At 35.3% G+C, this 25808-nt stretch carries 27 protein-coding genes; 14 read left to right on the forward strand and 13 right to left on the reverse strand.

The window, feature by feature from the left end:
* Window positions 1-250 precede the first annotated feature (250 nt).
* On the forward strand, window positions 251-427 hold the full coding sequence (locus AC1PJ9_RS13730) for a hypothetical protein (protein WP_017481060.1): 177 nt from the start codon (window positions 251-253) through the stop codon (window positions 425-427).
* Window positions 428-620: 193 nt separating this feature from the next.
* Complete coding sequence (locus AC1PJ9_RS13735; protein ID WP_032052082.1) at window positions 621-1682, forward strand: MBL fold metallo-hydrolase; 1062 nt, start codon at window positions 621-623, stop codon at window positions 1680-1682.
* A 54-nt stretch (window positions 1683-1736) separates the two neighbouring features.
* On the opposite strand, the gene AC1PJ9_RS13740 is transcribed toward AC1PJ9_RS13735, so the two are convergent.
* Window positions 1737-2654, reverse strand: a complete 918-nt coding sequence (locus AC1PJ9_RS13740) for a LysR substrate-binding domain-containing protein (RefSeq protein WP_000654049.1) — start codon at window positions 2652-2654, stop codon at window positions 1737-1739.
* A gap of 158 nt (window positions 2655-2812) precedes the next feature.
* Between AC1PJ9_RS13740 and AC1PJ9_RS13745 the strand changes: the two genes are divergently transcribed.
* From AC1PJ9_RS13745 to AC1PJ9_RS13770, 6 genes are all read left to right on the forward strand, one after another.
* Window positions 2813-3385 (forward strand): FMN-dependent NADH-azoreductase, encoded by a 573-nt coding sequence (locus tag AC1PJ9_RS13745; RefSeq protein ID WP_262442408.1) that lies wholly within the window; start codon window positions 2813-2815, stop codon window positions 3383-3385.
* A 12-nt stretch (window positions 3386-3397) separates the two neighbouring features.
* Complete coding sequence (locus AC1PJ9_RS13750; protein WP_311087546.1) at window positions 3398-3817, forward strand: DoxX family protein; 420 nt, start codon at window positions 3398-3400, stop codon at window positions 3815-3817.
* Window positions 3818-3886: 69 nt separating this feature from the next.
* A complete protein-coding gene (locus AC1PJ9_RS13755) occupies window positions 3887-4498 on the forward strand; it encodes a glutathione S-transferase family protein (protein WP_304457383.1) in 612 nt (203 codons plus the stop codon).
* A gap of 314 nt (window positions 4499-4812) precedes the next feature.
* A complete protein-coding gene (locus AC1PJ9_RS13760) occupies window positions 4813-7212 on the forward strand; it encodes a membrane-bound PQQ-dependent dehydrogenase, glucose/quinate/shikimate family (RefSeq protein ID WP_311087548.1) in 2400 nt (799 codons plus the stop codon).
* 179 nt (window positions 7213-7391) lie between these two features.
* Window positions 7392-7724, forward strand: a complete 333-nt coding sequence (locus AC1PJ9_RS13765; protein ID WP_311087549.1) for a hypothetical protein — start codon at window positions 7392-7394, stop codon at window positions 7722-7724.
* 221 nt (window positions 7725-7945) lie between these two features.
* Window positions 7946-8188 (forward strand): hypothetical protein, encoded by a 243-nt coding sequence (locus AC1PJ9_RS13770; protein WP_004834638.1) that lies wholly within the window; start codon window positions 7946-7948, stop codon window positions 8186-8188.
* A 90-nt stretch (window positions 8189-8278) separates the two neighbouring features.
* Here AC1PJ9_RS13770 and AC1PJ9_RS13775 read toward each other — a convergent pair whose 3' ends face one another.
* From AC1PJ9_RS13775 to AC1PJ9_RS13790, 4 genes are read right to left on the reverse strand one after another with little or no spacing between them, the layout of a single operon-like run.
* Complete coding sequence (locus AC1PJ9_RS13775) at window positions 8279-8731, reverse strand: putative periplasmic lipoprotein (RefSeq protein ID WP_262750135.1); 453 nt, start codon at window positions 8729-8731, stop codon at window positions 8279-8281.
* 1 nt (window position 8732) lies between these two features.
* Window positions 8733-9344, reverse strand: coding sequence for a hypothetical protein (locus AC1PJ9_RS13780; RefSeq protein ID WP_311087550.1), 612 nt, complete (start codon window positions 9342-9344; stop codon window positions 8733-8735).
* A 5-nt stretch (window positions 9345-9349) separates the two neighbouring features.
* Window positions 9350-9883: a PAAR domain-containing protein gene (locus AC1PJ9_RS13785; protein WP_311087551.1), complete on the reverse strand. Its 534-nt coding sequence runs from the start codon at window positions 9881-9883 to the stop codon at window positions 9350-9352.
* Window positions 9884-9909: 26 nt separating this feature from the next.
* Window positions 9910-10593: a hypothetical protein gene (locus AC1PJ9_RS13790; RefSeq protein WP_311087552.1), complete on the reverse strand. Its 684-nt coding sequence runs from the start codon at window positions 10591-10593 to the stop codon at window positions 9910-9912.
* Window positions 10594-10977: 384 nt separating this feature from the next.
* Here AC1PJ9_RS13790 and AC1PJ9_RS13795 point away from each other — a divergent pair, with 384 nt between their 5' ends.
* Both AC1PJ9_RS13795 and AC1PJ9_RS13800 read left to right on the forward strand, forming a co-directional pair.
* Window positions 10978-11118, forward strand: coding sequence for a hypothetical protein (locus AC1PJ9_RS13795; protein ID WP_100291305.1), 141 nt, complete (start codon window positions 10978-10980; stop codon window positions 11116-11118).
* Window positions 11119-11306: 188 nt separating this feature from the next.
* Window positions 11307-11543, forward strand: a complete 237-nt coding sequence (locus tag AC1PJ9_RS13800) for a hypothetical protein (protein WP_151762408.1) — start codon at window positions 11307-11309, stop codon at window positions 11541-11543.
* Between the two features lie 253 nt (window positions 11544-11796).
* Here the strand turns inward: AC1PJ9_RS13800 and AC1PJ9_RS13805 are convergent, their stop codons facing one another.
* Window positions 11797-11973, reverse strand: a complete 177-nt coding sequence (locus AC1PJ9_RS13805) for a hypothetical protein (protein WP_171302305.1) — start codon at window positions 11971-11973, stop codon at window positions 11797-11799.
* Window positions 11974-12324: 351 nt separating this feature from the next.
* On the opposite strand from AC1PJ9_RS13805, the gene AC1PJ9_RS13810 reads away from it, so the two are divergent.
* The gene (locus AC1PJ9_RS13810; RefSeq protein ID WP_311087554.1) at window positions 12325-12540 is read left to right on the forward strand and encodes a hypothetical protein; all 216 of its coding nucleotides are present in this window, start codon (window positions 12325-12327) and stop codon (window positions 12538-12540) included.
* A gap of 96 nt (window positions 12541-12636) precedes the next feature.
* Here AC1PJ9_RS13810 and AC1PJ9_RS13815 read toward each other — a convergent pair whose 3' ends face one another.
* From AC1PJ9_RS13815 to AC1PJ9_RS13825, 3 genes are read right to left on the reverse strand one after another with little or no spacing between them, the layout of a single operon-like run.
* Window positions 12637-13977: an MFS transporter gene (locus AC1PJ9_RS13815; protein WP_311087555.1), complete on the reverse strand. Its 1341-nt coding sequence runs from the start codon at window positions 13975-13977 to the stop codon at window positions 12637-12639.
* A gap of 9 nt (window positions 13978-13986) precedes the next feature.
* Window positions 13987-14799 (reverse strand): amidohydrolase family protein, encoded by an 813-nt coding sequence (locus AC1PJ9_RS13820; RefSeq protein WP_263613778.1) that lies wholly within the window; start codon window positions 14797-14799, stop codon window positions 13987-13989.
* 7 nt (window positions 14800-14806) lie between these two features.
* Window positions 14807-16096 (reverse strand): SLC13 family permease, encoded by a 1290-nt coding sequence (locus AC1PJ9_RS13825; protein WP_263613777.1) that lies wholly within the window; start codon window positions 16094-16096, stop codon window positions 14807-14809.
* Between the two features lie 111 nt (window positions 16097-16207).
* On the opposite strand from AC1PJ9_RS13825, the gene AC1PJ9_RS13830 reads away from it, so the two are divergent.
* The gene (locus AC1PJ9_RS13830; RefSeq protein WP_311087556.1) at window positions 16208-16939 is read left to right on the forward strand and encodes a GntR family transcriptional regulator; all 732 of its coding nucleotides are present in this window, start codon (window positions 16208-16210) and stop codon (window positions 16937-16939) included.
* Between the two features lie 130 nt (window positions 16940-17069).
* Here the strand turns inward: AC1PJ9_RS13830 and AC1PJ9_RS13835 are convergent, their stop codons facing one another.
* On the reverse strand, window positions 17070-18158 hold the full coding sequence (locus AC1PJ9_RS13835; protein ID WP_263613776.1) for an HlyD family secretion protein: 1089 nt from the start codon (window positions 18156-18158) through the stop codon (window positions 17070-17072).
* Window positions 18155-19732: an MFS transporter gene (locus AC1PJ9_RS13840; RefSeq protein ID WP_311087557.1), complete on the reverse strand. Its 1578-nt coding sequence runs from the start codon at window positions 19730-19732 to the stop codon at window positions 18155-18157. The genes AC1PJ9_RS13835 and AC1PJ9_RS13840 overlap by 4 nt, the downstream gene beginning before the upstream one ends.
* Before the next feature lie 167 nt (window positions 19733-19899).
* On the opposite strand from AC1PJ9_RS13840, the gene AC1PJ9_RS13845 reads away from it, so the two are divergent.
* Complete coding sequence (locus AC1PJ9_RS13845) at window positions 19900-20532, forward strand: TetR/AcrR family transcriptional regulator (protein ID WP_151749701.1); 633 nt, start codon at window positions 19900-19902, stop codon at window positions 20530-20532.
* 62 nt (window positions 20533-20594) lie between these two features.
* On the opposite strand, the gene AC1PJ9_RS13850 is transcribed toward AC1PJ9_RS13845, so the two are convergent.
* Together AC1PJ9_RS13850 and AC1PJ9_RS13855 are read right to left on the reverse strand one after the other, a co-directional pair.
* A complete protein-coding gene (locus AC1PJ9_RS13850; RefSeq protein ID WP_311087558.1) occupies window positions 20595-22559 on the reverse strand; it encodes a multicopper oxidase family protein in 1965 nt (654 codons plus the stop codon).
* A gap of 42 nt (window positions 22560-22601) precedes the next feature.
* Window positions 22602-24146: a tyrosinase family protein gene (locus AC1PJ9_RS13855; RefSeq protein WP_311087559.1), complete on the reverse strand. Its 1545-nt coding sequence runs from the start codon at window positions 24144-24146 to the stop codon at window positions 22602-22604.
* Between the two features lie 642 nt (window positions 24147-24788).
* Here AC1PJ9_RS13855 and AC1PJ9_RS13860 point away from each other — a divergent pair.
* Window positions 24789-25808, forward strand: coding sequence for an ABC transporter substrate-binding protein (locus tag AC1PJ9_RS13860; protein ID WP_311087560.1), 1020 nt, complete (start codon window positions 24789-24791; stop codon window positions 25806-25808).

Here is a 25808-nt window from a genome sequence, read left to right on the forward strand (position 1 = left end):
GTTAAAGATGAAGATGCTTTTAAGCTTTATTATTGTTTTTTATAGGATATAAGATATCCAATTTATCCAGATTTATATCCGATAATTCCAAATTTTAATTAAGTTATATTTTTCAATTAATTGTTTCATTTTAAAAATTAATATTTTTTTAAAGTTGTTGTATGAAGTAAATTTTCTTTTTTAACAAAATCAAACATATATTAAAATAAAATTATTTAGAATTATTTCATCATAATTTGGGAATTTGCTTATGAAATTGTTAGGAATATTATCTATCCCTTTTATTATCTCTGCCTGTGTTACTAATCAGAATGTGCAAAAGGAAGAGACCCCAGAATGTATGAATTATCATGCAATGATGACAGCACCTATGCCAGCAGAGGCAATGGAAAACTTAAAAAAAGCCTGTTACGAATCTAGAAAATAGCGTTGAGCATTTATATTTAAAAAAAATTTATTAATACGAGAATATTAAGTTAAAAAATAACTGCTGACTGTTCTTATTTTTGCAACTTAAGTTCTTATTTTAGTAGCTTGTTTTAATCTTTCGAAATCAGAAATATAAGAATGTTTTTATCAAGTATAGAACATTTAATTTAATTGTATATCTGAGGTTTCGAATGAAAAAGATCTTTTTAAATACCACACTACTAGGCTTAATGTATTTGAACATAAGTCATGGAGCCAATGCTCAAAGTACGATAGATATTCCAGAAGCTCCCTCTACTGTAAATGCGATTTATGTTTCCCAATCGAGTAAAAAAGCTTTAAATCCATCGGAAAAAATTGACCGGCTATATAACCGAAATCTTCAGCAAGAGTATGTACTGCAACGTATGACAGAACATACTTATTTTTTTCAATCTCAATTTTATGGAACGATGTTTTATGTAGGTGAAAAAGGAGTACTGTTATTTGACCCAGTTGAAAATGCTGGAGAAAAGATTTTAAAAGCGATCTCAGAAGTAACAAAACTACCTGTTACAACAATTGTCTATTCGCATGCGCACGCTGACCATATCAGCTCAGCTCCAGTAATTGTTGAAGCTTCTAAAAAGGCAGGTGTCAAAGTACGTATTATTTCATCTGATGCTACAGCAGAGCTTTTAAACCGAATTAAAAGTAAATTGCCAAAACCTACTGAAACAATTCCTTTTAAAAATGGTAGTTTTAATTTTGAAGGGGTGAATGTTCAAGTACATGGTTTCAAATATGCAGCACATACTGCTGATACAGGTGTTTGGTTAATTCCAAGTGAGAAAGTTGCACATATTCCCGATCTAATAAATGCCGATCAATTACCTTATTGGGGTTTCGCTGGTGCTGAAGTTCCTCTTTATTTTGAAGAAAATTTAAAAGAATTAAAAAGTTTAAATTGGGTATTTCTGAGTGGTGGCCATGGAAATGTTGGATCTAAAGCTGATGTAGATTTCTATTTAGAGTTCCTAAAAGATATGAAACAAGCAGTGGGCCAATCATATGGCGTGGTGCAGTGGGGAGTAGGAGCTCCTGATCCTCAGAAAACAAATTCACATATGGCCCAGCTACCAGCATATCTTGATGCAATAGGTAATCAGGCAACTGAATATTTACGACCAAAATATGGACAATATTATGGGTTTGAAACTTCAGTTCCAAAGAATGGTGAAATCACAGCTTTATTAATGTATGCCTATCAATAGTAAAAAATGTCTATACCTAAAATCGGGTATAGACTTTTTATATATTGATTTTAATTAGATATCCTGCATTTCTTTGAGTAGAGGAGGAATTTTTTCGATTAAGAAATCAAGAAAAACCTTTGATGCTGGTAAAGCACCGCTTCGAGATGGAAAGATTAAATGAAAATTTCCAGTTGGAAGTTCCCATTCAGGTAAAACGACGATAAGTTTCTTTTCTAATATCAGGCTTTTGCATTTTAACAAAGGCAGCAAAGCGATACCTTTTCCATCGGTAGCTAAACAATTAAGCAAAGTTAAACTTGCAGCTTTGATAAATGGTTTTATAGGCAAACTTACGTTTTCATTAATAGTTTGATTGCTAAAGAACCAAGTTTGATTTTCATTTTCGATATTACTTAACAATTTATGCTTACTTAAATCGCTAGGATGCGTAGGTGTACCATATTGGTTGAGATATTGTGGACTGGCGACTAATACTGATTGTGTATAACCAAGATGTCTCATCACTAAATTGTGATCGCTATCTAAATTCTGTCGAATACGGATCCCAATATCGACAGATTCTTTAAGGATATCAACTCTCTTGTTGGTAACAATAAATTTGATTTCTACTTTTGGGTATCTATCCATAAATTCAGGAAGAATGAGAGGCATAATTCTTTCTGCAACATCTATAGGAATGCTTACAGTAATTGATCCAATCGGCTCGCCGCGTAACTGATCTATTAAGTCATAAACAGTTTGCGCTTCTAAAAGCATTGATTGTACATATTGATAAATCTGCTCGCCGATTGCCGTAAGCTTAATTTGTCTAGAGTCTCGTTGTAATAATTTTACGTTTAAATTTTTCTCTAAATTTGAGAGTCTTCGGCTTAATTTTGATTTAGATATACCTGTTTTTTGTTCTACTTTACTTAGACCACCATGTTCGACAATTAAAGCAAAAATATATAAATCATTTAAATCTTTCATCGGTGTTTTAACCTTAATGAACCAATAATTTATCTTACTTCGAACTTTATCTTTGTTGGTTGCATTTTTTGCAACATATGTTCCCGATTATAGGGCTTAAGTGGCAAATATAAAACGAATAAACTCATTTCACGACTTAAAACCCTTATAGGTATGAAATGAAACTTTTACATTTAGACTCAAGTGCTCTCGGTGAATTCTCGGCTACTCGGGAGATTGGGCAAGCAGTAGTTCAAGAGTTAAAAAAACATGGTCCTTTAGAGGTAACCTATCGCGACTTGCATGTAGAACCACTTCCACATTTTTCAAAACACTTTGATAGTTTGAGTGAAGAAGCACAAGTTGATGAACGTATTCTTCAACAATTTGAAGAAACAGATATTTTTGTACTAGGGGCACCGATGTACAACTTGAGTATTCCCACTACATTGAAAGCATGGATTGACCGAATTTTAATTGCAGGTCGGACTTTCAGATATACAGAGAATGGGCCACAAGGCTTAGTTTCTGGTAAGAAAGTTATTATTGTGAGTGCTCGCGGTAGTGCTTATGGTGATCAATTTCCTATGGATCATCAAGAATCTTATTTAAAAGATATTTTTAATTTCTTAGGTATACAAGACGTATTTGTAGTACGTGCTGAAGGAATGGCTTTTCCAACTCGTTCTCAATCAATTAGTAAAGCAATTAATAGTATTCCACAAATGTTTGCTATGCCTGTTCCAAACTGAGAGAGAATAATTATGACTAGAATTAATAACTCAATCGAAAAAATTATCCAACATCCAAAAGTATTTGGATTTGCATCACTTCTAATGCGGGTAATGATATCTGTAATTTTTGTCTTATCCGGATTAGGAAAGATATTTCAATATTCGAGTAATGCTGGATATATGGAGTCTATGGGAGTGTCATCTGCATTATTGCCATTAGCAATTCTGGTTGAGTTTGGAGGTGGTTTCCTTGTATTGATTGGCCTTCAAACGCGACTTGCAGCATTTCTATTGTTTGGTTTCTCGTTAGTGGCAGCAGTGCTATTTCACAGTGGTTCTGATATGAACAGCCAAATTATGTTTATGAAAAACATTTCAATGGCTGGAGGTCTACTGGCTCTTGTTATCTTTGGCGCAGGTGGCCTGAGTGTAGATAAGAAACTTAAATAATTTCAAAAGGTAAAGGTACATATTTGTATTTTTACCTTTATTTTTCTATTTAAATAATGGTTGTTATCAATGAGATTATTTTTTTATCCTCATGCCTGTTCAATGGCGATTCATATTGCTTTAAAAGAAACAGGGCAAGTATTTGATACAGAGTTTGTAGACTTATCAACAAAAGTCACTGGATCCGGATTGGATTATTTAAAGATTAATCCTAAAGGGGCAGTTCCAGCACTTGGACTTGAAAATGGTAAAGTCATAACTGAAGTTACAACAATACTGACTTATTTAGCTGACTTGGTTCCAGAGAAAAATCTAATACCCAAATCTAGTTCTTTTGAACGTTATGAAATGATGAGTCTATTGTCATTTATTAGTATGGATATACATAAAAATTTCTCTGCTTTTTTCTACAAAGAAAAGATTGATCCTTGGATTGAAGTATCCAAACATAAGTTGTCAAGAAGTTTCGATTTTATTGAAAATAAACTTCATTCAAATCAGTATTTAAACGGCAATGAAATCTCAATCGCAGATTTCTATTTCTTTGTAATGCTTCATTGGTGTGACTATTTTTCTATAGACTTAGAGAAATGGCCTAAGATTCTCAATTTGAAATATAACTTGGAAAAAAGAAGTTCTATACAAGAAGTTCTAAAGTTTGAATCAAGTTTTTCTCAATAAATTTTATGTAAAAAGAGGAACATACGAGTGTTCCTCTTTTATATTTTATAGTCATAAAATAGATTATAGAAATAACGTATTTTGTAGAATGAAATTTAAATAAATAATTAAAATTATAATTTAAAGATAAATTATGTTGTCAAAAGTGAAATTTAAAGTTGTGAATTTGGCAACAAAGATTTGCGTTAAAAAAAATATAATAAGAAAGCGTGAATTAAAAATGAGTCTTTAAGTATTGAAAAAAATCATATTTAAAGAGGTTAGTTAACTATTCATTAGCACTCTCATGTTCTATAAAAATTAAAGAGGTATTAATGAAAGATGCACCTACTAATATGCATATTTTTTTTATAAAAACCTATGCACTATTTCAAATGATATTTGCCCTTATATTGTACTGTGGGGGTGCGTATTTAATCTATCTGAATGGATCTAGTTATTATCTGATAACAGGGCTTTTACTTTTAGTCTCAAGTTTTTATTTATTCAGAAATAAATTGCTAGGAGCTAAAATTTTTGCTGGCGTCTTTATTTATACTTTAATATGGACAATGTGGGAGGTAGGTGATCGATACTGGGGGTGGATACCTAGGGTTGCAACAATTGCTATTTTTACTTTATTTTTAACTTTGCTTTTACCTTATATTGAACAAGGCGTTAGCAAAAGAATCTCTCGTATTTTAACAGGTCTAATCATTTTATGTTTTATTATAGCCGGTGCATTAGCTTGGTTTCCACATTACTCTACATTTGATCAAAGCCAAATTCCAAATACAGCTCTTACTCAATACCATTCGGATAATCAACAGCCTACTGAAGATTGGCGGTATTATGGACGAGATGCGCAGGGAACCCGTTTTTCACCCACTAATCAAATTAACCCTGAAAATATTAATCAATTAAAACAAGTGTGGGTAACGCGTACAGGAGATATGCCTCCTGTAGATAAAAAAAATAAATGGGCTGCCCAAACAACACCAATTAAAGTCAATGATGCTCTTTACTTGTGTACTGCTACTAATAACATGCTGAAATTAGATGCGCGTACTGGTAAGAAAATTTGGGAATATAAGCATAATTTAGCTTACGAGAAATTACCGTCGACTGCAGTGTGTCGCGGTGTCACGTTCTATACTTCAAAAGTAATTCCTGAGAATGAAATATGTCATGAAAAGGTGATTGAAGGCACGCTAGATATGCAACTTATAGCGGTAGATGCAAAAACAGGAAAGGCATGTCCCCAATTTGGTACAAACGGACATGTGAACTTGCTAGAAGGAATTGGTCATACAGTTCCAGGATTCATGGCTGTTACATCGCCACCCCCTGTAGTAAATGGAGTAGTTGTAGTCAACCATAAAGTTCAAGATAACCAACGCCGTACAGCACCATCCGGGGTAATACGTGCATATGATGTTGATACTGGTTCTCTTAAATGGGCTTGGGATGTAAGACAACCAAATCGACATGGATTACCTCCAAAAGGTGAAACCTATAGCCGTGGTACGCCTAACTCTTGGACAGTTATGACTGTTGATGAAAAATTAAATACAGTCTATGTTCCAACAGGAAGTTCGGCCCCCGACTACTATAGCGCTTTACGTACAGAAGAAGAAAATCAAGTTTCTACCGCAGTTGTTGCATTGGATGCTCAAACAGGGGTAAAAAAATGGAGCTTTCAAACTGTTCATAAGGACGCATGGGATTATGATTTAGGATCACAAGCAACTCTACTTGATTATAAAGATCAATCAGGAAAGATTGTTCCAGCGCTCATTATGCCAACAAAAAGAGGACAAACATTTGTATTAAACCGAATTACAGGCAAACCCATTTCAAAAGTTGTCGAGCGCCAAGCTCCTGAATCTGTTATTCCAGATGATGTGCGTTCGCCTACACAACCATGGTCTGTAGATATTCCTCGGTTAGGGTTTTCAGATTTAACAGAATCAAAAATGTGGGGCATATCACCAATTGATCAAATGCTTTGTCGTATTAAATATAGACAAGCATATTATGTTGGTGAATTTACTCCTCCTACGGTTAATAAACCATGGATTCAATATCCTGGATTTAATGGTGGTAGTGATTGGGGAAGCATAGCCTATAACCCTAAAAATGGTATTTTGATCGCTAACTGGAGTAATACCCCAATGTACAACCAGTTGGTTGCACGAGCTAAAGCAGATCAAGAAGGTATTTTACCGATGGATGATCCGAAATTTAGTGCTAAGAAAAATGGCTCAATTGCAGCAATGGCTGAATCTCCTTATGCAGTAAATGTTCAACCATTCTATGCTCCAATTACCAATGTATTATGCAATGAACCACCATATGGAATGGTTACCGCTATTAATATGAACACCAAGAAAGTGATTTGGCAAAAACCTTTGGGAACAGCAGAGCACAATGGTCCATTTGGATTGCCAACATATTTACCTATTAATATTGGTACACCTAATAATGGTGGGCCTATTATTACAGATGGTGGAGTTGTATTCGTTGCTGCTGCAACTGATAACCGTTTGCATGCCTTTGACAGTAAAACGGGTAAGTCGATCTGGAGTGCCAAATTACCTGCGGGTGGACAAGCAACACCTATGACTTATTCTATTGATGGAGAGCAGTATGTTGTCATTGTTGCAGGTGGCCATTACTTTATGCAAACACCGCCCGGTGACTATGTAGTTGCTTTTAAACTAATGAAAAAATAAATTTAAAAGCTTTTACCAAGTTCTATTTTTTAGAAAAAGAGGCCATAAAAGGTCTCTTTTTCTTAGTTTTATTGCTTGAGGTGTAGTGGCATAATTAGGCAATATCGGATTACTTAAAGTCATTTTTTAAATAAAACTGTATTATTGATGAATAAACTAAAATATTCTTGAGCATTAATATGACCATTAAAACTACTTTTACATTTGTCGGTTTACTTCTGGCTAGCAATTTCTATATATCTTTTGTTCATGCAGGTGTAGCAGTACGGGGATATTATCGCAAAAATGGAACCTATGTAAGTCCACACATCCGTTCTAAACCAGATGGACGACTTTATAATAATTGGAGTACAGTTGGTAACGTCAATCCATATAATGGAAAGGTAGGTACAAAAACTACATCTTCAAGTGGCAGTTATCCTTATAATTATTCTCAACCAAATACAATTTATGATCAGTCATCTTCTAGCAATCAAAATGAAGTTCCAAAACAAGCTGTAGAGAGAATTTAAAAAAAGATAGTAGAGAAGTAGCTCATTCCAAAACAGATCTTGTCCCACAGCATATTAAGAATGAGTCTATTGCAACTTATCTTTCGACAAATAAAGTTGAAGAAAAAAATATTATCGAAAATGATATTACATGGGTATTTTTAACTAAAAACAATTCAGATGCTACGTATATTAGGCCTGGTGTACGTGAACATTATAGTGATGGATACCCCATAATTTCTATGATGTTTACTGGAGTTATGAAGCCCAATGGTCGTCCCACTTGGTTAGGTAAAAGATTTATTAAAATGAAAATAAACTGTAATACTCAACAAGCGGCATTGGTAGCGGATGCTGTCATTAACTCGGATGGCACTGTTGTTAAAGATATAATTTATAGAGAGAAAGATAACGTAAAATGGGGAGAAATTAGTATGTTTTATAATACAAAAGACTTTTTTAAAGTGGCAAAAGTATGTAACTAACTTTAGCAGTTTATTGTCAAACAACTAATGGTAAGTAATAGAAAGAAGAATAACTAGTAGTTACGCTTCTTTTCTTTAGAAATCTACTTTTTATAAACAAGGATGATCAAAAATTTCCTTGTCCTCTTTTTTCAAAGCTTCTTGCCACTTTGGTTGTTGTTCCTTGAGCCATTTATTTAAATCAGGCTCTTGCTCAATACTATGCTTTACAGCTTTTATATAAGTTGGGTTATTAACAAACTTACTCATTAAACATAAAGTATTTAAAGCAACAGGTCTCACAGACTTTTCAAGTTTGGACTCCGCACTTGCTTGGTCATCATATCTTTTTAATAAACCAAGCTTAAATAATGCATCATCATACAATTGTTTAGTTAAAGCAGTAGGAGCTTCTTTCGGTGCTAAAGCATAAGTACCAGCATCAAGATTGAATACAGTAGGCAAAAAGGTAGCTTGAATATCTAGTTCTTCTTGTGGGGTTGGTTTAGCACTACAAGCAGTAGCAAAAATAGGTAAAAGGCAAATTAATAAATATTTCTTCATTCTAGAAGATTCCTTCGATTTCATCAGGATACAATCCTTGAGCAGCTAAGGTTTTTAACATAGTTGGATTGTAGTCTTGGTTAAAGTTTTGTCGATACATCTTTCTATTAATTTGTGTAGCATGACCATTTTTTCGTGAAATCATATGTGCCCCAGTCATGATATCGTCTATCCTCAAATCATCGATAGCACCTTTTAGGCCTACTAAATCTTCAATGGCAAAAGTTGTTCCAAACCTTGTGGTAAAAGCATTACTTTGAAAAACGCCCATTAATACAACAGCATCTTTTTGATAGTGTTTTCTTAAATAATTTTGAAATTTAACATACATGCCCGTATGGAAACCTGTAGAGATCAAAACATCCTCATTTAATTTAGCAATATCATATTCCATGCCAAATCTCACAGCCAATAAAAATTCTAGCTTATTTCTTTTTTCTACATATTCCCACTGTTGTGCAGACATCATAAAGGTGTAAGGCATTGCAAGTGGGCGATCAAGTTGTAAATAGCAAAATGGTTTAGGAACATTACAGCTTTCAACTTTAGAGGGATAACCATCCCAAGCTTTGCTAGTAGGGGGAATATTTTTAGTAATTGGCTGATTACCCATAATTCTTACTCCAGAGGTGGCATTGGTTCTGAAAGATCTAAGGTTTCGATTTTGACTTGTTCAGGTTTAACGCCCGTAACTGCAAGTTCAGTCTTTCCAGCATTATTTGTTTTACCTTGAATTTTTTCACCAGTTGGAAGGGTCAATTCGTATGGAAAATCGGGTAATGGTTTACCTGTTTTGGGGTTATTAAACTGAAAAATTACACTATTTTCTTTTTCTGTATTTTGAACAAAACTATTGTTTGTTTTAGAGCTTCCAGAGCTACAGGAACTGCCTTGATCACGTACCCATAAACTTTGACTTGGTAAGAAAGATGCGCCACAGCTAGCTTTATCACCTGCAACAATTATTGCCCGACCATTAATAACTACAAGTGGACTACTTGAGAGAGCAATAACCGTAACTTTGCACTTGGGACAGAAGTGAGTCATTCCTTCCAGATGAGCTGCTTTACCATCAACAAGATAAGAATTATCACCAACACTAACGACTCCACCGTGGTCGGTAACATTTCCAATAACAATAGCTGGTTTCATGAATAACCCCGAAGAATTATTTTAAATTAATTATTAATCTGGATTGAAGTAATTCTTTTTAATTTAATAAGTTCAAGTGCATACTTTCTACGTTTCATATATTTCATTAGTTTAGAACCCAAATAGATTTGAGTAAGCATAACGGGAAAAATAATAGCAAGAATCCAAAATACGTTATTAGGACTCAAATATTGAGGAAAGAAAACAACTGGGATTACGAAAATAATGTAAGCTATAACACCATTTAAAAAAAATAAGAATTCACCAATTTTTGAAAGCTGTTCCGCACAATCTTCATCAATTGGTTTTTTTAGTTCTATAGCTTTTGTTTCTTCATTAAACTGAACAAAATCATAAGCATTCAGATATAGCATTCGTGCATGGATGGCATCTTCATAACCATTAAAAAAATTAAGAAAATCTAAATTATAGATTTTAAGTTTCAATAAACCTTGTAGTGTTAATATCTCTATTCTATGTTGAAATCTTATTAACTGTTCTGGAGATAAATTTCCAGCAGAAATATATGCTTTTATCCTGTTAATTTTTCTATTGATATATTTTGAGTATAAAGATAAACCATCTTTAAAAAGCTCTTGTTGTTTAATATAACTTAAAGTTACAACAGTAAATCCAATTATAGCAGTAATGATTGTAAATTTTTCAGGAAGATTATTTGATTGAAGTATTAACTCTATAATTTGAAACATAAGTAAGAAAAATCCTAAATTATTAAAAGATTGTAATTTATAAAACTTTATAAATTAATTGATTAAAGATTTTTATGATTAAGTAAAACCATTTTTTGAAGTTGATTCCTCTTTAAGTTTTTCAATATTGATTAAATTTATGTTAATAAATATATAATAAATTCAGTAAATTACATAAAATTATATTTACATATAATAATATAAAATAATTTATAGGGTGAACTAGACCAAAGTTTGATAAATTAGGCATTAACAATCTATTGACAACTCTTTTTTATTACATATTGCTTGAAAAATATACAGAAACCTCTCTAAAACGAGTTGGAACGCTACAAACGCTGATGCTAATTTGAATTCCACTCTTCCCAATAAGTGAGGTGAGCAATGAAATTGTTAGCTTTGTTCAGTATGGGAGTTGCAGCGAGTTATTGGTATGAAACTATAAAAAATAGCAAGCCAGCTCTTCTGAAACCAACTTTTGATGAAATAGTAAAAAACTTTGTATTAGCAGAATTTAAAGTCTAATGCATATTCTTAAATTTAGTTAAATAAAAGCTCATCGGAAGATGGGCTTTTTGTTATGGTTCTTAGAATTACTTTGCTGAAGAAGTCATCTAATTAGATGATCGATTTTTTTAGATATAAAAAAAATAATACAGCTCAAAGATCGGCGTGATATGGTATGTGAACACCTCCAAAAATATGGATTAGATATGTCAGACAATACAACGAAATGGCTTTGTGTAGGTGGTGTACTAAGTGGAGAATGGCGAGAGCAGCAATTAGAAGCTTTTGATGTTGACCCTAATGATTTAAATACTCATAGTTATGAACCAATGAAACTTATTAACCCTGTTACCAAAACAGAACAGCACTTTTATGTATATACGGAGCTACAGGAACAGGCATATGATAGGGCAATAAATTTTGCTTTATACAAAAATCAATAAGAATGAGAGGGCACTTAGGTGCTCTTTTTAATGAGTGGGTAAGTACTGGTTAAGTGGAAACACAATTAAAAAAGCCCCTCATATCTGAGAGACTAGTCATATCAATTTTCTGGAATGAATGGCTGTAATTTCTTAAATAACTAAACAAATCAAATTGATAAAAGTAGTTAATAGTATAATAAATCAGTGCACTAATTTATTCTTTATAGTAGCAGGACCTCAAAACAACTTCCAAGGCACTGTTAATCAGAAATTATTTGTTATTAGGATCAGGTTGATCATTATTCTCAGGCAGATCTTTTACGGTGCCAGGAACTTCTGATGGTTGAGTTTCGGTAGGTGGTTGTGTTGCAGAATGCTTATTCATTTGGGCTTTAATGATATTAGCGTTGTTAGTTGTATTTTGAGAAAAACTTTTAAAACCTGACATTTTTATCTTCTTATCTTCACTAGGGAAAGTTCATACTACGCTTTAAATCACTTTACATTACGGTTGTTTTAAGACTTATATGTGTTGATATGTCATACAAATGAACTTTATTTCGACTGTATATTTCATAAATAAAATCAATTATATATAACCTGTTGAGTCTTATCCTTTAAAATTCGGAATTATGCTATCTCAATTTCAAGTAGGGGTACATAAAACACACATATATAAATTTTCTTAAGGTAAAGATGTGTAAATTTTAAAAATTAATTTAAATTAGTTGCCTACAAAATATTGATAGTATAAAAATTTCGTTAAGCATAATATGTCTAATTAAATTGGAGCATATTAATGCTAAAAGACATTACAATTATTGATTACAAAGGAAAAGAAACAAAAGCACAGGCAAACTATACAGAGGTAAATACTAATAGAATCAATCATTCATCTAGATTTCAGAGAACCAAGGTTGAATATATTTTGTTAAGAGGTGAATTTATTTACCCTACTTTAAATATGGTTTTCAATAGTTCTGATGGCAACAGCTATTATATAGAATATAAATGACCTACTTCGTTGGGTTTTTTAATGAGTGATTTTAAATAGTGATGTATAAATAAAAAAAAGACCAGTTAATTGGTCTTTTTTCTTATATATCAAAACCTAAACCATATTTTGAACCTTCTGTACCTTAGGTAAAGTCGGTTTTTTTCCCAAATACAATGCAATCACGGCACCAATAAAGGTAAGAATGCAGAGTGGTAAAAGTGACACAGGGAAGCTCCCTGAGTAATCTTTCACTATGCCCATAATAGAGTTCATAAGGCCAGTACCTACATGTGCGATAGTATTTACCGCTGCAATACCAACAGCAACTAAAGTAGGTGGTAAGCGCTCAGAAACCAACGCCCAGAAAGGACCTTTAATGGCATAGTTACCCATCAAAACGAGTGAGAATAAAAGCAAGCTCAATGTTAAAGATGATGTGAAAAGAGTAAGGAGTAAACCAAAACTCGTCACAAACAATGGAATAGCTGTGTTGAGACTTTTATTGCCACTTTTATCGGCATGTACGCCCCAAACAATCATGAAAGCGGCAGCTAAACCAAACGGAATCATATTTAAAAGACCCGTCTGCATGGCCGTTAAATGGAAAGCCTTTAAAATTTGTGGCATCCATAACGATAAAATATTGCTGGTTGCTGAACTTCCTGCATAAATAATCGCGAAAAACCACAAATATTTATTGGTAATTAGAAGCTTAAACTTACTCTTTTTCTGCTCGGCAGTGTCTTGTTTTTCAGTATTTAATAATTGGTTCTTTTCAAAAGTTAAGGTGTTCGATAGCCATTCTCTTTGTTCGGAACTTAACCATTTTACTTGATTCGGGTTATTTGGAAGCCAAACTAAACACAATATACCAAGCAAAATTGCAGGTAATGCCTCAAAAATTAAAAGAACTTGCCATCCACTTAAACCAACTAAACCATGTAAGCCTAATAGTAAGGCAGATAAAGGTGAGCCAATAAAGTTAGATAAAGGAATGGCAACCATAAATACGGCAACAATTCGGGCCATATATCGCTTAGGGAACCATAACGTTAAATACAGTAATACGCCTGGGAAAAATCCTGCTTCGGCCGCACCAAGTAAAAACCGTGAAATTGCATATGAGATAGGGCCAGTAATAAAAGCGGTACAGAAACCGACAATTCCCCAAGTAATCATGATTCTGGCAATCCAGATGCGCGCACCCAGCTTTTCCATTGCCATGTTACTTGGAATCTCAAATATGACATATGCAATAAAAAATAAGGTGGCACCAAAACCAAAGGCAGTAGCAGTTAAACCAATTTCTTGGTTCATGGTTAATGCGGCAAAACCAATATTTACCCGATCAATATAGGCGATGAAATAACAAAGAATGAGGAAGGGAAGAATACGAAAAGAAAGTTTACGTATCGTTGACTTTTCTACTTCCGATATAGCGATATCATTTTTCATACATACTCCTTATGTACGTGAGAAATCAAACAGCTCGGTTGGGTTCTGATTTAAAATTAAACATTGCTCGTGTTTATCAAACACGATGTGTTTAAAAGTTTTAAATGCGCCCTCATAAGTTATTGAAGATTCATGTTGGGTATGCGGCCAATCGCTTCCCCAAATGAGTTTGTGTAAAAAACCTTTTTCTTTGAAAATGTTATATGCCCGTTGGACTATATTTATGTTTTTTGGACTAGTGCCTAAACGGTAGAAACCGGACACTTTAATCCAGTGCTGTTTTGCGTTAAGTAAGCTTAAAAACTTCTGATAATCCGGATCTTCAATCCCTTTAACAGGGTCAACCCGGCCAAAATGGTCAATTACGACATCGAAGTGGTATTCATTCAATTGGGGTAAAAGCTGAACCAGATATTTTGGCGGTGCGTGTAATTCAACTTGCCAGTTGAGGCTCTCCACATTTCGTAAAAATTTTTGCCAGTCAGGTGTATTTAGTGCAGGAGGGTTAAGACCGAATAGATTTAAGCGAACACCAACGATGCCTTGTGCCTTGAGATTCGCGAGCTCATCAAGAGTCGTTGTATGTTGAACAACGGCGATCCCTTTTAAGCGGTTAGGGTATTGCTGAATTGCATTTAACATCGCTTGGTTATTGGTACCCAAAAAGCTGGGTTGAACCAAAACTCCATGCGTGAAATTGTGTTCATCCAGATGAGAAATAAAACTTTGTACAGTTGCATTGTAATCAGGTGCGTACCGTGCTGTTTCGATACTGTGGTCCTGAGTCGAAAAAACATGTGCATGTGTATCTATACAGTTCATTTTCATCTCACATTACAAATTTTAAAGCGAAAATAGCGATTAAAGCAGCAATGACTCCTACAGGAATTGCTTTAAATAACAGTTGATTAAAGAATTTGGTTTTGTCGATATCTGCTGGAGCTGAAGCCATAATGAGGCTACCGCCAGACGAGAAAGGAGAAATCGCTGTAGACTGAGCGCCAACCACAATACAAATAAACAGTACAAGTGGATTTAGCCCAGATGTAAGAGCAAGTGCTGGAACAATTGGGAATAAGGTAGGAGCAACTACGCCGAGAGTGCTTGAAAATACAGACATAATGGCACTGATCAGACATAAAAGTACGGGAATGACCCACACAGGAACATTGTTTGCTAACCATTCAGAAAGGGTAGTAATAATGCCAAGCTTTACACCTAATGCGATGAGCATACCGACACCGCAAATCATGATCAGTGTTCCCCAAGGCACCAGTGCAATGACCTTTTTCTCATCCGCAAGTTTCATAAGTAAACTAATGAGCGAGAAGGTAATCGCAAGGAAGGCTATATCAATTTTAGAGTTTAAAAAGCTAATCGTTTTTACATCGGGAAAAACAAGGTGCAAGATTGGAAAAACTAAAACAATCGACATCATTAAAATAATAAGGAAGATGGATTGTTTCTGTTTTTTGTCGAATGGTTCAGGCTTTTGATCTTCAATCACAATTGAATTACTTTTTCTATTCCAGAGGGTATAAATTCCCAACACCGCAATCGGAATAATTAAAGTTAAGACAAAAATTCCACTGCTATATGAAAAAGCTGTTTGTGAGCTAATGGCATTATTTTCCATTAAGCTTCGGAAAATAATGCCACTTTGCGATGTCATAAAATTTGCGCCAGCTAAAGCGCCGTAATTTGCAGCCATCCCACCAATAATCATATTCATATTAGTTTTTTTACACAGCAGCAGTGTAATGGGTGCCATAAAGGCAAGTACTGTATAAAAACCAGCACCTAAGCCTGCAATAATGGTTGCTGCGAAAAAAATCGCTAAAGGTAAAAACTGAGGAAACTTACGGCATTTATATAAAAGATGGCTGGCAAGCTTCTCTAGTGCGCCATTTGCCAAAGCAAAGTTATAAAACAAAGTAACGGATAAAATAATAAAGAAAATTTTGACAGGCCATAGCTCAATAACTTCTGAAGGCTTAAGTCCCATGCCAAAGCAGCCAATCAGGTAGGCAAATGCTATTGCAAAAAATCCAATATTGATTTTGGTTTTATAACCTAAACCTATAGATACGGCTAAAGTTATAAGCATCAATGCAGCCATATTATCTTCCTTGATAAATATATAAACATCTAAACATATATATGTTTGGTTTTTTGTATTACATATAACTATGCTAATATTGTCAAATCGATTTCATAATGTTTAACGCAAATGCTTGATGAGACTGCATTTAAAAATTTTAAATTGCCACGATATGAAAAGGTTCGTTGGGAGCTTCAAAAGCTACTGATTCAGTCAAAATGGACAGTTGAAGAGCCTATTCCAAGTGAACAAGAGCTTGCTCAAATGTATAGCGTATCGGTGGGAACCCTAAGAAAAGCCGTAGAAGGGCTAGTCGAAGACGGCCTATTAGTGAAACAGCAAGGAAAAGGAACCTTTCTTAAGCAACCTAATTTTGAAAATTCACTTATCCGTTTTTTTAGATTACGTAATAAAAAAGGCGAGTTCATTCAGCCACAAGGACAAATCAAAAAAGTTGAAGTGTGCGATGCAATACCAGAGGTGAATGCAGAGCTGGGACTTGGGCTTAATGAAAAGTTGATTTATATCGAGCGTGTCCGTAAACATGAAGAAGTCGTTGTGTTAAGTGAGCGAATTTGGTTGCCTGAACGCTTATTTAAAAATCTGGAAGAAATTCCAATCGCTGAGTTTGGGAATCTACTTTATCCTTTTTATTATCAGCACTGTGGTCAATTTATTTCTTCTGCAACAGAACGGTTAACTTTCGAGAAAAATATTAAAGATAGCCATTTAAATAATAAGCTTGAAGATCCTTTGGTTAAGGTATGCCGTATTGCAAAAAACCTTGAAGGTGTGGCAGTCGAATACCGTGAGTCGTTTGGCTTAGCAGATAATTTTCATTATGAAATAGCGATTAATTAGTATTTTGAAATGAACTTCTATAAATACAAATTGCATTGGAAGTTTGAAGTTAGACTTAGGTTCCGGTGGGCTAGTGCAAAGCCACAGTACCCACCGGCTGAATTATTTTAAAGATTTTATTTAAAAGCACTTATTTTTTAGTCGTATCCACAGAAACTACAACAGATAGACCTGGGCGCAACAACTTAATATTCGGTTGATTTTCAATAAGCTTGATGCGTAAAGGTAAACGCTGAACAATCTTGGTAAAGTTACCTGTCGCATTGGTCGCCGAGATCGGAGAGAAAAATGCACCAGTAGATGGAGAGAAGCTGTCTACCACGCCTTTTAATTCAACGTTATAAGCATCTACATAGACATTAACAGGCTGTCCAATTTTTATTTGTTTTAGCTCAATTTCACGGAAGTTGGCTTCTACATAGACTTGGTCTAAAGGAACAACCACCATGAGTGGATTACCAGCGCTTACAAAGTTACCTACGTTAGCTGACTTTTGACCAATCATGCCATCAATAGGTGCTCGAACTTCTGTATAACTCAAATTCAGCTTTGCTTTATCAAGTGCCGCTTGAGCTTGTTTTAAAACAGCTTGTTTGGCTTGAACCTGAATTTTATATTGGTTGAGCTGATACTGTGCATCGGTAACTTTTTCTTTACTGCTGTCTAAGTCAGCATATTGCTCAGTCAATGTAGTTTTTGACTGTTGTGTAATTAATCTAGACTCAGCACCAAGTGCCTGTAGTTGCTCATAACGCGCTGTATTATCTTTGGTGAGTTTAATTCCAGCTTCTACTTTTCTAAGCTGAGCCTCTGTTTCTCGAATAACAGTCGGTTGTCTTTCTACTACCAGTTTTGCTTCATTTAGATCAGCTTCCGCTTTAGCATAATTAGATTCTGCTTCAGCTAAAGCAGCTTCATAATCTCTTGCATCAATCCGTGCCAAAAGCTGGCCTTTTTTTACGGTCTGATGATCTTTAATATAAATTTCTTCGATATTTCCAGAGACTTTAGGAGCAATGGTTGAGTACTCTACATCTACACGTGCATCGTCTGTTTCAATAGTCGAAGATGGTAAAAATATAAGTTTTAAAACCCATAAAATAGAGGCTAAAACAATAATGAACGCAATAACCATAACCCAATGCTTTTTGAGATATTGCACCTTTGTTAATTTGGCTGACTCGGTCGCAGAGTGATCTTGGGCTTCTAGAGTACTCATAAAGATTTTCCTGAGTTATGACTATTCATTAACTTAATGAGAGCAATGCGTGGTGGATAAGTTCTAACGGGTAATATCAGCATCACAATGAATAAAATTGCAGTAAGGCCAGCTAAGATGAGATATTGATCGCTAATTACTAAAACAGATTGTTGCGCTTGAATCGCAGAATTTAGGGCAGATAAACCGCCTGAAACACGATCTGCACCATTTGCGGTAAGCACAGGCGGAGTAAGTGGATTAATGACAGGGCCTTGAATATTTTGGAAAACATGTTGTGCGGTATTTTCAATCAACCGTGTTGAATGGTATTCACCGCGGACGCGATTAATCCAGTCCAAAATGCACACACCCAATACGCCGCTAATCGCACGCGGAGTGTTAATCATCGGTGATGCATAAATTGCCATGGTTGGATGAACACTGTTTGTACCCATCATTAAGAGTGAGAGCACGACACAGGTTTGGCCCAAACATGAGATGGCGTGCCAAAAGTAAAATTGGTCTTGATTCCAAGTGGTATCGAGTTGACTTGCACCTAAACAACCGGCCATCACCAGAAGTAAACCAAAGCCATGTACATAACGGCTGTCGACCCAAGCTTGATTTAAAAGCTTCACAACAATAGGAATATAGATAAATTGCAATGCCGCAATTTGTAAGCCAATCCACATGGTCTGAGTTGGTTTATAACCATGTACAGCACTTAAGTAATTCAGTGGTAATGTGCTGGTGGACATACCAATAATGACAAAGCAAAAGAGAGCAATAACAGCATAAGCAAAATTTCGGATTTCGAGCATTTGCGGTTTAATTAATGGTGACGGATAACGCCATTCATGTATGAAAAACCAAGGTAAAGTTATTGCACTAATTAAGGCTAATACACAAATTAATTGAGAATGAAACCAGTCTAAATGATTGCCATGCAACAACATGGTGCTCAGGCTCGCTAAGCTAATAATCGCTAAAATGGCACCCATCCAATCGTAAGTTTTTATTCTTGAATAATTCAATGGATCTTGGGGAATACCAAAATAAACCAGCGCAGCGCTTAGCGCACAAAAAGGAATGGTTTGGAAAAATATCATTTTCCAGCCAACTACATCTAAATAAAATGCAGAGAGTGCAGCACTTAAGTTGGGAAAGAAAGTTGCTGTTAGCGCATAGCAGGCCAAACCCCATAAACGGATTTCTGGCCCTAGAAATCTAAGTGCACATGCCATGAGTAAAGGAATGGTTAAACCATTGGCAAGCCCTTGCAAGCCGCGTAATAAATAAAATATTTCAATGCTGGGACTAAAAGGAATTAAAACGCTAGAGACGAGACAAAGACCTATGGCAAAAAGAAGGACTCTACGCATAGAAAAAATAACGGCCCAACTGGTAGAGAGAATCATGCCAATAATCATGGTACTGGCATAAATACTGCTGACCCAATAACCAGAGTCGACACTAATACCCATTGCACCGCGAATATCGACCAAGGTAATACTGGTAATTCGGTTATTAAATTCGACAGTCATTGCTGCAAAAATTGCACCTGCCAAACCGATGAGTGGTCGTATATTCATCTTTTACCTTAAATTTTAAAAATGAATTCGTTGCATAGTGCAGTTATTGAGTTTAACTGTACCGATCGGTACTGTACTATCTTATTAAAATTACGTCAATTCTCGATTTTGAACTTTTCGATGAGTTACACTAACCACGAAATTTCTAAATATATTTGTAGGTTCGTATGTCTGATTGCATTAAAGCCAATGAAAAAGATCAAAAAATTCTAGATGCAGCAACCAAGTTTTTTCTGATCCACGGTTTTAGTGGCACGACGACAGACATGATTCAAAAAGAAGCTGGTGTTTCAAAAGCCACCATGTATGGTTGTTTTAAAAATAAAGAAGCAATGTTCGCTGCGGTCATTGAACGCCAATGCACCAACATGCAAAAACAAATTATTTTAGTTGAGACGCAAGCTAAAAATTTACGTTCAGCTTTAACAGAGATGGGTAAAACTTATCTCTGCTTTATATTGTCACATTCAGGTTTGGCTTTTTTTAGAGTTTGTATTGCTGAAGCAGTTAGATTCCCAGAATTATCTGAAAAATTCTTTCAAGTTGGCCCCCAACGCCTTGCAAATATTATTGCGGGTTATCTTGAAAAATCGGTCAAACAAGGAGAAATTGAGTTAAGTTCTTCTTCTGAAGCTGCTGCAAATATCTTTTTATCGCTTTTACGAAGTGATGCTCATTTAAAATGTCTGACCCATCCTGATTATTTAATATCTGAGAGTGAAATTAGTATTTGGGTTGAATATGTAGTCGATTTATTTTTAAAGAATATGAATTATCAAGAAAATAAAAGTTCTACATAAAAATGATAAAACGAAGGCCGCGAGAAGCGGCCTTTTTAATTCTGTCTGAAAAAGATTTATGGTTAATGATGTCCTTGTGAAACACCACCATTACCATCTGGAAGGCTAATGCGAATGTTTTGCATCATGCCTTGATCTTCATGATCTAGAATATGGCAGTGCAAAACAAAGTCACCGATATAACGCTGGTATTTTGTTCTTACGATCACTTTATAACTTTTTCCTTCCACATTTTTAACCCAAATGGTGTCTTTCCATGTGCCTTTTAGACCACGGTATTGTGGGTCGGGTGGAGCGGATTTGTCGTAGTCATCAACGGCGTTGATATCACTGACATCTTTATTATTAGGGGCTATGATCGCTACGATCTGAAACGGGTTTACATGAATGTGGAACGGGTGACTGGCTAATTTAGAGGTAAGTATCCATTCATCGGTTTTACCTAACTCGAGCGTACGGTCAATTCGGTCTGGTTGATACGGTTTTCCATTGACCTGAAACTGAACTGGATCAGCATTTGTATCAATATTAAATTCTAAAAATTGTTTATACGGTGTAGCTGGTAAGTCCTGATGAGGAACAAAATGGCTAAGTTTTAAATTTTGTTGTAAATCTTGAAGTACCGCTGGAAGCATATCTGGCGCAATATTTTGTTTTGCATTATTGCTTAACGCCATTGTTAAAGACTGAGGTGCTGAAGTGGCTTTATCGACTTGAATAATGCCCAGTAAATGTCTCTCTGAAAATGCACGGTCCACGTTAGCAGAAGCAGACGCTGCTTCATCAATTAAGCAATAACGACCTTCTTGAGGAAATTGCATTAATGCGTCGTAACGGTAACCCGGTTGAAAAACAGTAACTGTTTTGTCCATAACCTGTTTGAGGGTTAAGCCATCTGCTGCAATAAGATGCTGACTTACAATTGGTCCTGTACAGCTTTCACTTAATAATTTCTTTTCACCCGTTGGTGTTAAATCGAGTCGGGAAGGGATATTTTGCATTTGGTGAACGCTCAGGTTAATACTGTCACGTATACCTGCATGAACTATTCTCCAACGTTCGACTTGCCCAGCTACAGCTTGGGTAATGAAAGGTTGAACTTCACCATTAATGCTCGTATAGCGTCCTGATTTTCCCCACTCACCGGGGCCAAAGCCCTGATAATCTCTAATTTCACCAATTTGATTGTTTGGGCAAATATAGCTGCCATTGCTATCAGTTTCGATGTTTCCGTTAGCATCATAACAAGCATATTGAATTTGCTGGAAAACCAGAGTTCTTTCTTTAAAGCCATAGGTGAGTAAATCGAGATCACCTGTTTTATTCGGAGTGGGCTGTCGATATCCGCGTATAACTAAAGCTCCCGCCATACCACTCGCGACTTGAATTGCGGTCGAACCATGTCGATGCGGATGATACCAAAACGTTCCAGCCGGATGGTCAGGCGGTATGTTGTACTCATATTGGAAATTAACACCCGGATTAATCGAAACTAAAACGTTATCACTATTTCCTGCTGGATTAATCCATAAACCATGAGTATGCATGTTGGTACCATCAAAACAATGTGGTTTATTCACATCAGTATGATCACTGGTACAGCTTAAATCCTTAGTGGGTTTCTGGTGAGTAATTGGGTCTATATCAAGTTGATTATCTAGATTTGCCCGTACGGTTTCACCGGGAAAGACTTCAATGGTCGGTGCAATATATGGCGTATTGGGCTGCGTATCTGTACCTTGGTAACTTCGTAAAATGACTGTGTCATAACTTTTTGTGGCTGGGTTCCAGAGTTTATTTTTAGTTTTTTTAAGTTCCCAAGTAAATAAGGCTTCATTTGAAGATTGCATTTGCGGTGCATTTGTTGATGCAGTCGTTGGGTTGGGTACGGCGAATAAAGCGACGTGTTTACGCGTAACATTCATATGGGGTGGGTCTTCTAGTACGCGTTCAGAAGAATCATTCGCTGACGCATATCCGAAAACCAAAGTTAGAGGCGTGCATAATATTAAATGAGCTATTTTCATAATGAATATAGGCCTGAAAAAATCAGGCCTCTCCCTTAATTATTATTTTGATGTTTCTAAGCGAACCTGAGAAATACTCAAGCCTTGAGAGCTTACTTTTTCTTTCACTTGATCAAGCGTTAAATCAGTAGCAACAAACTGAACTTCTAAGTCTTCAGCCGCCATGCCTAATTGCTTAACTTGATCACTGACTTGATAGACCAATTGACCAATATGACCTGGGTGTCCGCCGTGGTCATGATCTAACACACCGAAGTAGTTAATTGTGGCAACATAAATTTTTTGGTCAGGTTTATTTTTTGGAGATAGATAAATCTTATAGGTTAGATTTGGATTACCAATCATTTGAACATTATCTAATATTAAATAGGTTTGTCCTGATGAGAGCTTTGTTTGAGTAAGTTGACTTGAGTTCTCTATGAAACTTGCAGTTTGAGGGGCTAAAGCTACTTTTTGAGTTACACCCATAAGCTTAATGCTTTTATTACTGCTAACTGGTTTATGATTCATTTTAAATAGGTTTGCTTTTTCAGCACCTTTGCTACTCATGACAGTAGCTTCAACTTTACAAGCATTTTCATTGGTATATCGCACTGGGATTTTACCGGGGGTGAATACATCAGCAATGGTCATGGTAACTTTGTTGCCGTTTTCATCTGCAAAGGTATATCGAGTGTCATACCAACTATCTGGCATACCTAAGTTTTTCTTTGCCCACTCAAGTGTAATGGGTTGTCCATTGGCTTTTTTATTTAGCCAACATTGCCACAAGCGGTCGATATTGGCATGGTGCATATAAAATACAGGGTCTAAACCTGCAATTGGTACAAATCCCATATCTGGCAGCACACAGTTTTTACCTACCGCGCAGTGCATTACACCATGAGGCTGAGACTGTAACTGATTGGAAAATGATGTGAAGTCATTCCATTTAAATGCTTGGGCAGCGCTGGCATCGTCTGGATCTATAGCGCTGATATTCTCATTTAAACCTGGTGTACGGAACTGGTCATATAAACTACCTGCTTGTTTACCTCGAACCAATTGAGGCAGCGCTAGTCCTTTCCCATTAGCCGCTTTTTCTTGGTAATAGTCCCAATAAGGAAGAGAGTAATCTTGTCCAACATACTTACGCACTGTTCGCTCGTAAAAATAAAGCATCATACGGTGCCAAGGTAAGAAGTTTAGATTGCCATGTTGGCATGTACCCCAAACTTCATCGGTAAAGCCATCGTTTGGAACTGTAGAATTTTGAATATGTTTATAGTAACTATCACACAAGGCTTGACTATTATCTTGTAAGCAACCTGCCATACGGTTTTTAAGATATGTAGTTTTATCAGTGCCATGTGTACCCGTACCAAAATAGCCGTGAGTATTTGCCCAATAATTAAAACTTGTACGAAACTCCGGAGATAATGGATTTGCATTATTATTTGCTCGCATTTTTTCCAGACCTTTTTGCAGTGCGCTTACTTTGGCTGGGTCTTTTGCAAACTCTGTGGCACTCATTCGTAGTGAGTCGGCATGTGTTGCTAAGCTCATGCCACATAAAAGAGTGCCTAATATATAATAATTTCTTTTCATGGTTTAAAATCCTTGTTGTGTTTAATATTCTTATAGTTCGTAAGTTATTTGTAGTATGAGAAATTTCCAAATAATTGGATAATTCTTGTACATTAATCTAGCACATGAAATAGTCATTATTAAAGATTTATATTTAATATTAACTTTAGATTAATTTACTTTTTAAAGTTGTAATTTTTTAGAAAAACTTAATTTTATTATTTTAACTAAGATTTTGTTTATTATTAATTCTTTATTTAATTGATAAAATTAAAAATGAGAAAATAACTATATTTTTTGAGTATTATGTTTTGTTTTTTTAATTTTTATGTTTTTAGAACTCATTATTTTTAAATATTTTACTCAATTAGATTTTAAAATAACTGGTATTAGTTAACTCATTATTAGAGAAGTGTGAAATCCCATAAATATTTTTTCTGACTTGAAACAAGTATTGCAACCGATTTATGGGTAAATTTATTTTTTAATTCTGGCATTTTTATTGCTTAATTATTCATATCTTCAATTAAACATTTAATTTGCACCCCATATAAATGATGATTCAAACCGTCTTGCCCTTTTATGGTGTTTTTTTCACATGAAAATTGCACCAAATAAATACATCTTTTTATTTTGCACCATATTTGTGCATGGAGAGGTGTAATGAGGTTTTGGGCTTCAATACTCACTTTACTCATTCTATGTGGATGTTCTTCATCTGAACAAAGTAGAAAAACTAAAGAAAACTTAGCAGTTCATTCGATATGCGTTTTTGATAGTACAAATACAAAAGTGTGTGTAGCCAAGCCAGCACAAAGAATTGTTTCTCTATTTGAGTCAGGTTTAGATGGCTTATATATGCTAGGGCAAGGTCATAAAGTGATTGGCATACCAGCCGAAGTATACATTCAACCTTTATTATTTAACGCCTATTCAAAAATAGATCAACGCATTGCCAATAAACAGCTTGCAACGCCTTCACAAGGTGCCAATGCAACCAATATTGAAAGTCTTGTGTTGTTGAAACCCGATTTAGTAATTTTGGGGAGCGGGCAGACCCAAACGATCACATTATTACGACAGTTTGGTATCGCTGTATATGTAATGGAGTCTGGCACTTACCAGCAAGTGAAAGAAGAGCTATCTGAAATTGCTGTTCTGAGCGATGCTCAAAAGCGAGCTCAAGAAATTTTGAGTTTTTCTGATGAAATTATGGCAGAAGTCGCAGCCAAAACGGCCCGTCAGCCAAATAAACAATCGATTTACTATGCTTGGTCTGGTGGACGAATTTTTTCTACCTCTGGACGAGAGTCGATTACCAATGATTTTATTGAACTCGCTGGTGCTTACAACATTGTTCAGACCGATGCTAACCAGCCTAATGTAAATCCCGAGACTCTCATTGAATGGAACCCTGACAATATTGTGCTTTGGAATACCAATCCTAAATTGATGTATGAACGAAAAGAATTACAGGGTTTAAGCGCTGTACAAAACCGAAAGGTATTTAATTTGAGTCCTGCATTTATATATAACCCCCATACCATCAAAATCATTATTACGGCGATTTATTTGAATCATAGTATTTATCCAGAACAGTCTGATTTACCAGTAAGTGCTTTACAACAGCGTATTTTAACCAAGTTGTATGGTGAGCACCTTGCCAAAGCGTTGGTGTCATGA

The organism is Acinetobacter sp. 70_2, assembly GCF_056736115.1.